Source organism: Streptomyces sp. S063 (assembly GCF_002832675.1).
In the GTDB taxonomy this organism is placed as follows: Bacteria; Actinomycetota; Actinomycetes; order Streptomycetales; family Streptomycetaceae; genus Streptomyces; species Streptomyces sindenensis.
In genome coordinates this window covers 2,307,085-2,317,864 of sequence record NZ_CP021707.1, presented here as the reverse complement: position 1 = coordinate 2,317,864, position 10,780 = coordinate 2,307,085, and the positions used below count along the sequence as shown (strand labels likewise).

The 10,780-nt window shown below is 72.2% G+C and carries 11 protein-coding genes; 7 read left to right on the top strand and 4 right to left on the bottom strand.

The genetic code is table 11. The features are described 5' to 3' along the window. Positions 1-38: 38 nt before the first annotated feature. Positions 39-1,151 carry a LacI family DNA-binding transcriptional regulator gene (locus CCZ36_RS10465; protein ID WP_234427792.1) on the bottom strand — a complete coding sequence of 371 codons (1,113 nt, stop codon included), beginning with the start codon at positions 1,149-1,151 and terminating at the stop codon, positions 39-41. Between the two features lie 109 nt (positions 1,152-1,260). On the opposite strand from CCZ36_RS10465, the gene CCZ36_RS10460 reads away from it, so the two are divergent. The 4 genes from CCZ36_RS10460 to CCZ36_RS10445 all read left to right on the top strand — a co-directional run bounded on the left by CCZ36_RS10460 (position 1,261) and on the right by CCZ36_RS10445 (position 5,202). Next, positions 1,261-2,412: a Gfo/Idh/MocA family protein gene (locus tag CCZ36_RS10460; RefSeq protein WP_128817520.1), complete on the top strand. Its 1,152-nt coding sequence runs from the start codon at positions 1,261-1,263 to the stop codon at positions 2,410-2,412. Continuing rightward, positions 2,409-3,563 carry a dihydrodipicolinate synthase family protein gene (locus CCZ36_RS10455; protein ID WP_069739736.1) on the top strand — a complete coding sequence of 385 codons (1,155 nt, stop codon included), beginning with the start codon at positions 2,409-2,411 and terminating at the stop codon, positions 3,561-3,563. The genes CCZ36_RS10460 and CCZ36_RS10455 overlap by 4 nt, the downstream gene beginning before the upstream one ends. Continuing rightward, a complete protein-coding gene (locus CCZ36_RS10450; protein WP_128817519.1) occupies positions 3,560-4,396 on the top strand; it encodes a sugar phosphate isomerase/epimerase family protein in 837 nt (278 codons plus the stop codon). Before CCZ36_RS10455 ends, CCZ36_RS10450 begins: the two co-directional genes overlap by 4 nt. Before the next feature lie 254 nt (positions 4,397-4,650). Then, the gene (locus CCZ36_RS10445) at positions 4,651-5,202 is read left to right on the top strand and encodes a DinB family protein (RefSeq protein ID WP_069742969.1); all 552 of its coding nucleotides are present in this window, start codon (positions 4,651-4,653) and stop codon (positions 5,200-5,202) included. A gap of 92 nt (positions 5,203-5,294) precedes the next feature. Here the strand turns inward: CCZ36_RS10445 and CCZ36_RS10440 are convergent, their stop codons facing one another. The 3 genes from CCZ36_RS10440 to CCZ36_RS10430 all read right to left on the bottom strand — a co-directional run bounded on the left by CCZ36_RS10440 (position 5,295) and on the right by CCZ36_RS10430 (position 7,192). Beyond that, positions 5,295-5,714 (bottom strand): RNHCP domain-containing protein, encoded by a 420-nt coding sequence (locus CCZ36_RS10440; protein ID WP_069739733.1) that lies wholly within the window; start codon positions 5,712-5,714, stop codon positions 5,295-5,297. Between the two features lie 22 nt (positions 5,715-5,736). Then, complete coding sequence (locus tag CCZ36_RS10435) at positions 5,737-6,078, bottom strand: RNHCP domain-containing protein (protein WP_069739749.1); 342 nt, start codon at positions 6,076-6,078, stop codon at positions 5,737-5,739. 406 nt (positions 6,079-6,484) lie between these two features. Beyond that, positions 6,485-7,192, bottom strand: a complete 708-nt coding sequence (locus CCZ36_RS10430) for a bleomycin resistance protein (RefSeq protein WP_128817518.1) — start codon at positions 7,190-7,192, stop codon at positions 6,485-6,487. 250 nt (positions 7,193-7,442) lie between these two features. Here CCZ36_RS10430 and CCZ36_RS10425 point away from each other — a divergent pair, with 250 nt between their 5' ends. From CCZ36_RS10425 to CCZ36_RS10415, 3 genes are all read left to right on the top strand, one after another. After that, positions 7,443-8,324: a lysozyme gene (locus tag CCZ36_RS10425; RefSeq protein WP_069742971.1), complete on the top strand. Its 882-nt coding sequence runs from the start codon at positions 7,443-7,445 to the stop codon at positions 8,322-8,324. A 94-nt stretch (positions 8,325-8,418) separates the two neighbouring features. Next, positions 8,419-9,069, top strand: coding sequence for a peptidoglycan recognition protein family protein (locus tag CCZ36_RS10420; RefSeq protein WP_069739730.1), 651 nt, complete (start codon positions 8,419-8,421; stop codon positions 9,067-9,069). Positions 9,070-9,275: 206 nt separating this feature from the next. Beyond that, positions 9,276-10,721, top strand: a complete 1,446-nt coding sequence (locus CCZ36_RS10415; RefSeq protein ID WP_128817517.1) for an eCIS core domain-containing protein — start codon at positions 9,276-9,278, stop codon at positions 10,719-10,721. The last annotated feature ends 59 nt before the right edge of the window (positions 10,722-10,780 follow it).

Below are 10,780 nucleotides of genomic sequence, written 5' to 3'. Positions count from 1 at the left end.
GGTACGGCGGTGGCGGCCGTGCCGGCCCCGCGGCCGGGTCAACCCCTCGGCGCCGCCGTGGACCCGCGGATCATCAGCTCGGCCGCGATCGTCGCGATGCCGCCGGGCGGGGGGTTCTCCTTGCCCATCGCGAGCCGTCCCGCCCGGGCGCCCGCCTCGAAGAGCGGCAGCCGGACCGTCGTGAGGGCCGGTACCGCGTCCACCGAGAACGGCAGGTCGTCGAAGCCGGCCACCGAGATGTCCTGCGGGATGCGCATCCCCTGGTCCCGTACGGCCGCGCTCGCGCCCAGCGCCACGGTGTCGTTGGCTGCCACGATCGCGGTCACGTCCGGTGCCCTGCGCAGGAGTTCGAGGGTGGCCTCGTACCCGGAGCGCCGGTCGTAGGGCCCGTGCACGACGAGCCGGTCGTCGTCGGTCCCTCGGCCGCCGGAGCCGTCGGCCGTACCGTCCCCGGCCGGGAGGTCATCCAGCCCCGCCGCGCGCAGCGCCTCCCGATGGCCCTCCAGCCGGTGGCGGGTGGTGGTGCGCTCCGGGGGCCCGGCGACGTAACCGATCCTGCGGTGGCCGAGCGAGATCAGGTGCTCGGTGAGGCGACGGCCGCCACCCCGGTTGTCGAACGTGAGGGCCGCGACGAGCGCGTCCCCCTCGGGCAGCGGGGGCCGCCCGCAGAAGACGATCCGGGTGCCCGCGTCCGCGAGCTTCACCAGCTTCGCCGCCATCGCGGCCTGGTGCGCCGGATCCTCGACCGCGCCACCGGTGAGGACGACGGCGGCGGCGCGCTGGCGCTGGAGGAGCGTGAGATAGGTCAGCTCGCGTTCCGGGGAGCCGCCGGTGTTGCAGATGACGGCCAGCTTCTCGCCGCCCGCCCGCCCGGAACCGTCCCCGGGCCCGCCGATCTGCGTCTGCGCGGCCCCCGCCATGATCCCGAAGAAGGGGTCCGCGATGTCGTTGACCAGGATGCCGACCAGGTCGGAGGTGGCCGCCGCGAGCGAACTGGCGGGCCCGTTGAGCACGTAGTCCAGGTCGTCCACCGCCCGCAGGACCCGCTCCCGGGTCGAGGCCGCCACCGGGTAGTTGCCGTTCAGCACGCGGGAGACGGTGGCCGGGGACACCCGGGCGCGGGCCGCCACATCCGCCAGGGTGACTGTCATCGCTGTCCTCCGTGAGGTCACGTGCGGCCCCCTCTTGTCCGGCCGCTGTCGGCAGGCTAGCGTCATCCTCGATAGAAAGCGCTTGCTACGGCTGTATGGAGGAAACTTCGTGACACGCAGGACAGTGCGCATCGCCATGAACGGCGTCACGGGACGCATGGGACACCGGCAGCACCTGGTGCGCTCGATCCTCGCGATCCGTGAGCAGGGAGGCCTGGTCCTCGGCGACGGCGAGGTGGTGTGGCCCGAGCCTGTGCTCGTCGGCCGGCGCGCCCACGCCCTGGAGGAACTCGCCGAGCGCCACGGTCTGACCGAGTGGTCGACGGACCTGGACGCGGTGCTCGCGGACGACACGGTCGAGATCTACTTCGACGCCCAGGTCACCTCGGCCCGGGTGGAGGCGATCAAGAAAGCGATCGCGGCGGGGAAGCACGTCTACACCGAGAAGCCGACCGCCACGGACGTCGAGGGGGCCCTCGACCTGGCCCGCCTCGCGCGCGACGCCGGCATCAAGCACGGCGTCGTCCAGGACAAGATCTTCCTGCCGGGCCTGCGCAAGCTGAAGCGCCTGATCGACGGCGGCTTCTTCGGCGAGATCCTGTCCGTGCGCGGGGAGTTCGGCTACTGGGTCTTCGAGGGCGACTGGCAGGAGGCCCAGCGCCCCTCGTGGAACTACCGCGCGGAGGACGGCGGCGGCATCGTCGTCGACATGTTCCCGCACTGGGAGTACGTCCTCCACGAACTGTTCGGCCAGGTCACCTCCGTGACCGCGCATGTCCGGACGCACGTTCCGCAGCGCTGGGACGAGCGGGGCAAGCCCTACGAGGCGACCGCCGACGACGCCGCGTACGGCATCTTCGAGCTGGCGGGCGGGGCCGTCGCGCAGATCAACTCCTCCTGGACGGTGCGGGTCAACCGCGACGAACTGGTCGAGTTCCAGGTCGACGGCACACATGGCTCGGCCGTCGCCGGACTGCGCAACTGCCGCGTCCAGCACCGCTCGTCGACCCCCAAGCCGGTCTGGAACCCGGACCTTCCCGTCACCGAGTCGTTCCGCGACCAGTGGCAGGAGATCCCGGACAACCAGGAGTTCGACAACGGCTTCAAGGCCCAGTGGGAGCTGTTCCTGCGCCATGTCATCCAGGACACGCCGTACACGTGGGACCTCCTGGCCGGTGCCCGGGGCGTCCAACTCGCCGAACTGGGACTGAAGTCGTCCGCAGAGGGCCGGCGCCTCGCCATCCCGGAGCTGACACTGTGACGGCTGTCGTCCCCCTGCCCCGGGGCCCGTACACCCCCCGCGCCACCCCGCTCGACCTGGCGCCGGGAGCCGGGGCCCCCTCCTCCCGTACGGTCTTCTCGGCGGCGCACGTGGTCGCCGACCCGTACGCGGACATCGGTCCGGACGACCCGGCGGCCGTCGACTGGGAGGCCACGCTCGCCTTCCGCCGCCACCTCTGGTCGCACGGCCTGGGCGTCGCGGAGGCCATGGACACCGCGCAGCGCGGGATGGGCCTGGACTGGGCGGGCGCGGCCGAACTGATCCGCCGCTCGGCCGCCGAGGCGAAGGCGGTGGGCGGCCGGATCGCCTGCGGCGTGGGCACCGACCAGCTGCCCGAAGGACCCGCGCCCACCCTGGCCGAGGTCACGGCGGCCTACGAGGAGCAGCTCGCCCTGGCCGAGGAGCACGGCGTCCAGCCGATCCTCATGGCATCACGCGCCCTGGTCCGCGCCGCCCGGGGGCCCGAGGACTACCTCGTCACGTACGCCCATCTCCTGCGCCAGGCGTCGGAGCCGGTGATCCTGCACTGGCTGGGCCCGATGTTCGACCCGGCCCTGGAGGGCTACTGGGGCAGCACCGACCTGGACGCGGCCACGGACACGTTCATCGAGGTCATCGCCGAACACCCGGACAAGGTCGACGGCATCAAGATCTCCCTCCTGGACGCGGCCCGCGAGATCGACGTCCGCCGCCGTCTCCCGGGCGGGGTGCGCTGCTACACGGGCGACGACTTCAACTATCCGGAGCTCATCGCGGGCGACGAACGCGGCTTCAGCCACGCCCTGCTGGGCATCTTCGACCCGCTGGGCCCGTTGGCGGCGCACGCGGTACGGGTGCTGGACACGGGGGACGTGGCCGGTTTCCGGGCCCTCCTGGACCCCACGGTCGAGCTGTCCCGGCACCTCTTCCAGCGGCCCACCCGCTTCTACAAGACGGGCGTGGTGTTCCTGGCCTGGCTGGCCGGCCACCAGGACCACTTCACGATGGTGGGCGGACTCCAGTCGGCCCGCTCGCTGCCGCATCTGGCCACGGCGTACGAACTGGCGGACGGGCTCGGCCTGTTCCCGGACCCCGAGCTGGCCGCCCACCGCATGCGCGCGCTGCTCGCCGTCCACGGAGGCACACGATGACCGACAACTGCCTGGCACGTCTGAGCATCAACCAGGAGACCATCAAGCAGTGGTCGCTGCCGGAGCTCGCCGAGGGCTGCGGCAAGGCGGGGGTCGACAAGGTCGGCCTGTGGCGGGCCCCGGTGCAGGCGTACGGCGTCGAGCGCACGGCACGGCTGCTCTCCGACGCCGGGATCGGCGTCACCAGCCTCTGCCGGGGCGGCTTCTTCACCGCCCTCGACCCCGCCGAGCGCGCCCGGGCCCTGGACGACAACCGGGCGGCGATCGACGAGGCGGCGACCCTCGCCACCGACACCCTGGTCCTGGTCTCCGGCGGCCTGCCGCCCGGCAGCCGGGACCTGCACGGGGCCCGGGAGCGGGTGGCCGAGGCGCTGGCGGAGCTGGCTCCGTACGCGGCGACGCGCGGCGTGCGCCTGGCGATCGAACCCCTGCACCCGATGTACGCCTCCGACCGCTGTGTGGTCTCCACCCTCGCCCAGGCCCTGGACCTCGCGGAACGGTTCCCGGCCGAGCAGGTCGGGGTGGTCGTCGACACCTACCACCTGTGGTGGGACGACGGGGCGCCCGCCCAGATCGCCCGCGCGGGCGCGGGCGGCCGTATCCACTCCTTCCAGCTGGCCGACTGGATCACCCCGCTCCCGGCGGGCGTTCTGCTGGGCCGGGGGCAACTGGGCGACGGGAGCGTGGACTTCCGGGCGTTCCGCCGCGCGGTGGAGGCAGCCGGCTTCGACGGCCCGATCGAGGTGGAGATCTTCAACGAGGCGCTGTGGGCCCGCGACGGGGCCAAGGTCCTGGCGGAAGTCGCGGAACGCTATGTGCGACATGCCTGCTGAGAGCCCCGCACGAGACCGAAGGTAAAGAGATCGTAAAGGGCTGCAACCTTTGCGTACCCTCCCGGGTCACACATGGCGTCGGGACTTCCGGGGAGGGGTCCGGGGGGAACGGGAAGGCCCGACGGGAGGGGAAAGCGAGGGGGGTCCGGCCGCGAGGCCGGGCCCCATTCCGCTTTACCCGGCTGCCTCACGCCCATGCGTCCGCCTCCCGTGTCCACCCGCCCCGTGACGCCGGTTCGTTAGGACCTGCCGCCATGACGCAGAGCGCAGCGGAAGAATGGCCCGAGCCTCCCCTCGCCGGTACGGAGGCGGCGGCCGTCATCGGCGCGCTGGAGCGCCAGCGGGCCACGCTGGCCTGGAAGACCTCGGGCCTGGACGCGGCCGGGCTGCGAGCCACGGTCGGGGCGTCCTCCGTCACCCTGGGCGGCCTGCTCAAGCACCTGGCGCACGTCGAGGACAGCCACTTCGCCCGCCTCTGGCTCGGTGTCCCGGTCGGCGAGCCCTGGGACACGGTCGACTGGGACAACGACCCGGACTGGGCCTACCGCACCGCCGCCCAGGACACCCCCGAGCAACTGCGCACGCTGTGGCGGGAGTCGGCGGCCCGCTCCCGCGCCGTCGTCGAGGAGGCGCTCAGCACCGGCGACGGCCTGGACCAGCTCGGCGCGTACGTCACCCGCGCCGGCGAACGCCCCAACCTCCGCCGCATCCTCCTGGACCTGGTCGAGGAGTACGCCCGCCATGTCGGCCACGCCGACCTCATCCGCGAGTCGGTCGACGGCCTGACGGGCGAGGACCCGGGGTGATCCTCGGGCATGGGCCGGGGGTGACCTGACACGCGGGGCCTCCGGGACGGGCAGGCCCGGGGCCGCCCGGCGGGTGCCGAGCGGCCCCGGGGTCACAGCGCGAGCATCGCCCGCACGGGGATCTCCGCGTCCGCGAGCGGCCGCAGCGCCAGCCGGACGAGCGCCAGCGCGTTGTCGTCGCCCGCGATGCGGTTGGCGCTGAGCCGCCCGCACGCGAGGCAGTGGTGGATGAGCATCCACTCCCCGTCCTGCCGCACCGACAGACTCAGGGGTGCCATCCGCCCACGGCACCCCGCCGCCCGGTCTCCCGGGACGCGCCCGTCCACATGCAGGCTGACCAGGCAGGACGGGCAGTGATTACGGTGAGCGGTGCCCGGCGCCGCCAACGGGACGTCGAGCCGGCAGCCGACGCACCGGAACGCGTCACCGCGCGCCCCGGCCGGTCCGTGCAGCACGTCCTTGGCCCGCTGCGGACGCCGTGCCGACCCCCGACGGGGTCCTCGCCGCGTCATCGGAGCCTCCCGGTCGCCCGGTTCACAGGTCACCGAAGGCTTCGAGCGGGAAGGGCGGCTGTGCCAGCGGACGTACGGCCATCCGCATCAGGATCAGCTGGTTGTCGTCCCCGCAGACCGGGTTCGAGGTCAGCTCGTCGCACCGGGTGCAACGGTGGACGACCATCCAGTCGCCGGTGCGCAGCACCGCGATGGAGATCGGGGTCATCCGGCCCTCGCAGTCGGAGCGGCCGCCCTCGACGTGGTCGACGAGGTGCTGCGAGTGCAGGCAGCTGGGGCAGTGATTGCGCGGGCTGCCGTCGGGTGCGTACGCGGCGACGGTCAGTCCGCAGCGGACGCAGGTGAAGGTGTCCAGGGAGGACATGGCTGAGCGGTGCTGGGGGTTGTCGTGAGACACCCGGATACTCCTTGCCGAAGATGAGGAACGAAGCAGCAGGGAAGTACCGAGCACCCCTCGCGCCAGGGGCGTACGGGGAGCGGGGCAGGACGGCTGCGCGACGGCAGCCGGCCGTGAGGTGTCAGCAGTCGGTCGCGTACGGCGGCCGCGGACGGTCAGGCCCGGTCACCCCGGCGTCACAGGTGCGACGAGGGAGGCTCGGAGTCACTGTCCGGGGCATACATCAACTGCTTTCCAGGGCTCACGCCCAGAGGTCACCCGCGGTCGGAACCCGCGGTGGAGGAGCGAGCACCGTAACAAGGGGGCCGGGGGACCGGCCACCGAATTTCCCGCCCGTCCGGTGCTTCGCCGCCCGGTGCGCCGCCGCGACCGGTCAGTCCCGCAGCTCCGCCAGCCTGGCCAGCGCATCATGCGCGGAAGTCCTTTCCGCCGCGTCGAGCGGGACCGCCGCCGCCTCCTCCAGCAGCTCCGTCGCCCGCTCCGCCTCGCCCATCCGCTGGGCGATGTCCCCGCGCAGGACGAGCAGCCGCAGCCTCTGCACCGGGGTCGGCTGTTCGTCCGTCAGCCCCAGCACCCGGTCGATGATCTTCGCGGCCCCCGGCAGATCCTGCTTGGAGTCCGCGAAGAGATCCGCCATGTGCAGCGCGCGGGCGAACGTCTCCTTCGGGGCGGGCCGGTGGTTCGGGTCCTCGCTGATGGGCTGCCCGATCCGGATCGTGTTGCCGGTCGGGTCGGTCACCAGGAACTGCCGTACCCCGTACGACATGTCCTTCAGTGGGCCGATGCGCGGCAGCCCCCGCGTGGGGACGCGCCCGTAGGCCGTCTTGAGCCCCGCGCGGAACGCCGCGTGCAGACCGTCCACGTTCTCGGTGAGGACGTAGCACCCGGAGTGGGAGGACGCGGGGTCGTACTCCTTCATTCCGTACAGCTGGAGTTCGACCGGGCCACGCTCGACGACGGCGTACGCGTACGGGCTCCTCTGCAGATACGTCGTGTCGAAGCCGAGGGCGGTGTAGAAGGCGACCACGGAGTCGATCAAGGAGGTCCGGCAGGGAAGCATCGGGATCGTCGTCTCGGTCATGCCGGCACTGTAGTCAAATTTGAATACCTCGGTCAACGGAGGCGGCAGGCCTTCAGGAATGAAAATTTTCGCCGCCCCGGCACGTTCTCGCAGGTGGGGGACGGCGTCACAGGTCTAGGCCAAAAGGGCCCTTTACGCCTTTCCGCGCCCGTGCCTTACTCATGACATGTGCATGGCATCCGATTATCGGATGCCGCTCGGATGCCATGCCGTGCGCATTCCGTCCTCGCCAACGTGCCCGGAGGTGGCCATGCTCGCGTACCGTTCTCCGTCCCGCCGACTGAAGAGACCCCGAGGCGCAGTGCTGGCCGGCGCTCTCGGCAGTGCCGTGGCGCTGATCCTGACCGGAACGGGCACGGCCGCCGCCGCACCGCCCGCGCCCGACGAGCCGGTCCGGTCCGGACAGGCGTGGATGGGGGCGGGTACCCGCATCGAGCAGGGCCCCGCCTCCTCGGCGGCGGGCGAGATCACGCCGATGGACACCAGCGGCGTCCAGGGCATCGACGTCTCCCACTGGCAGGGGGCGATCAACTGGGGTTCGGTGAAGGCCGCGGGCATCGACTTCGCCTACATGAAGGCCACCGAGGGAACGAGCTTCAAGGACAGCAGCTTCAACGCCAACTACACCGGCTCCTACAACGCCGGCCTGATCCGGGGCGCTTACCACTTCGCCCGCCCCAACGTCTCCAACGGGGCCACGCAGGCGGGCTACTTCGCGAGCAACGGCGGAGGATGGTCCAGGGACGGCAAGACGCTCCCCGGTGTGCTGGACATCGAGCACAACCCGTACGGCGCCATGTGCTACGGCCTTTCCACGACCCAGATGCGGACGTGGATCAACGACTTCTACAACACGTACAAGGCGCGCACCACCCGCGACGTCGTCATCTACACGACGGCGAGCTGGTGGAACACCTGCACCGGCAACTGGACCGGCATGGCCACCAAGTCGCCTCTGTGGATCGCCCATTGGGGCACCAGCAACCCGTCCATTCCCAGCGGTTTCCCCACCTGGACGATCTGGCAGTACACGGCCACCGGCCGGGTCGGCGGAGTCTCCGGCGACGTGGACCGCAACAAGTTCAACGGCAGCTTCACCCGCCTCCAGGCCCTCGCCAACAACTCGGCGTAACCTCCCGGCCCCAGCGGCGGCCGGGTGAGCCCCTCGGCGACTCACCCGGCCGCACCCCCCCCGTGTGCCCGACCCCTCACACCAGGAGCCCGCCGTGAACCTTCCGCAGCCGTCCCGCCGCCACATCCTGCTCGCCGGCGCCGGCGGCCTGGCCGCGGCCGCCCTGCCGGGCACGGCCCACGCCCTCCCCGCCGTCGTCGAACCGGACATCGACGGCACGGCACAGTGGCAGGCCCGTCCGCCGCGGTCCCCGGTCAGCCTGGTCGGCAAGCGGCCGACGAAGATCATCGTGCACCACACGGTCAGCGCCAACACCTCCGACGTCTCCCGCGCCCAGGCCCACCGACACGCCCACTGGGTCCAGGACCTGCACATGGACAAGAACGGGTGGGCCGACACCGGCTACCACTTCCTCGTCAGCCGGGGCGGCTGGATCACCGAAGGCCGCCACCGCAGCCTGAGCACCCTGCGCGGCGGTACCGACTTCGTCCTCGGCGCCCACACGTCCGGCCAGAACGACCAGGCCATCGGCATCGCCAACGAGGGCGCGTACCACGACGGCGCACAACCGCCCCGGGCCCAGTGGGAGGTCCTGGTGGCGCTCTGCGCGTACGTCTGCCACCAATACGGCATCGCGCCCAGCCGCCTCTACGGACACAAGGACTTCGGCGACACCCTCTGCCCGGGCGTCCTGCACGACAAGCTGCCGCAGCTCCGGAGCGAGGTCGCGGCGAGCATGGGCTGAACGACCAGGGCGGGCCATCGGCTGGACGAAGCCCTCCCGTCGTCTGTCGTCGACCGAGGCCCCGGCAGGCTCCCAGGCCCCCGTCGGGCGGACGCGTTGCCCCCACGGTCCACCGCACCGTGTCCCGTACGGCCCTTACCCGGGGCCGCCGCACCGGGTAGGCAGGAGGAACACAGCCCTGTCGCCGGCCCTACGAGCGGAAGTCCATGCGCGCGCACCAGCCGAAAGAGAACGAGCAAGAGCCGCAGCGCCCCGCCAGGGGTGCGGCCGAGCGGCCGGGGGAGGGGACCCCGGCCGACCGGTTGCCCGACACGCTCCTCGCTCTCCAGCGCACCACCGGCAACGCCGCCGTCCTCCGCATGCTCCAGCGTGACCGGCACCGGCACGGCCCCGACTGCGGTCACCAACAGCCCGGCGCAAAGCCGGTGCAGCGGTCGGCCGTGCACGACGTGCTGCGCGCGCCGGGCAGACCGCTGGACGCACCGCTGCGCGAGGAGATGGAGTCCCGGCTCGGCTCCGACTTCTCCGACGTCCGTCTGCACACCGACTCCGCGGCCCGCGCCTCCGTCGCCGAGGTGGGGGCCCGTGCCTACACCTCCGGCAACCACGTCGTCATCGGCGACGGCGGTGGCGACAAGCACACGCTCGCCCATGAGCTGACGCACGTCATCCAGCAGCGGCAGGGCCGGGTGGCCGGTACGGACAACGGGTCCGGGCTGAGCGTCTCCGACCCCGGCGACCGCTTCGAGCGCGAGGCCGAGGCCAACGCGGTCCGGGTGATGAGGCGGACGCCCGAGCAGGGTGCCGAGGGTGACCGGATCGACGGGAAGGACCGGAGAGATCAGGGCTCCCGGCACACGGTGCGCGATGCCGGTGAGACGGCCGTCCAGCGCTTCTCCGAGGGCCGCACCGACGAGCTGGGAAACGTACGGCTCTCGGAGAACGGCCTCTACCTCATGCCGCTCACGCAGGGGGCGGACACCACCGTCATCTGGGCCCTGGCGGACGCCCCGGCGCCCCGGTACTGCACGCCGACCGGGCAGAGCGGTGCCATCGGGGGCCGCCAGTACGTGGAGTACGAGCCGGCGACGCCCTTCCTCGCGGACTGCGCCCACACGGCCGAGGAGATCATGCACCAGCAGCGGCTGGCCCTCGGGCAGGACGCCAGCGCCTTCGCGCTGGGCGGCGCCCAGTTCGGCCTGGGCGACCGGGAGAACGCGGAGGGCGCCCAGGCCTACGCGGCGGCCCGGCCCGCCGGCCCGTACGCGAACGGCGAGGAGCGGCCGGGCCCCGGCCAGGCGTTCGCCATCGTGGAGACCGCGTGGCAGGGGGACTACGAGCGGCCCGACAACACCAGTGGGTGGCCCTACCACGTGGCGGCCGTGGTCGCGGTGGACGGCGACGACCGCATCACCGTGGAACAGGCCGCGGACGGCAACGACGCGAAGGCCCGGCAGGGGTACGAGGGCATCATCGACATGTACACATCGGGCACGGACCCGACCAACGGCCAAGCGCTGCCGAACAGTTTCCACGGGCGGAACACCGGGGGCCCGGTGCGGCACTTCTCCGCCGGCGCGATCACCGTCATCCTCCAGCCGATCAACGAGGGCGGCCTCAGGAGCGAGACCGGCCGCCGGAAGCTCATGTGACGTAGGCACATGCTGAGCCGGGCCCGCGTCCCGCGCCCGCATCGGCGCTCCCGGTGCCG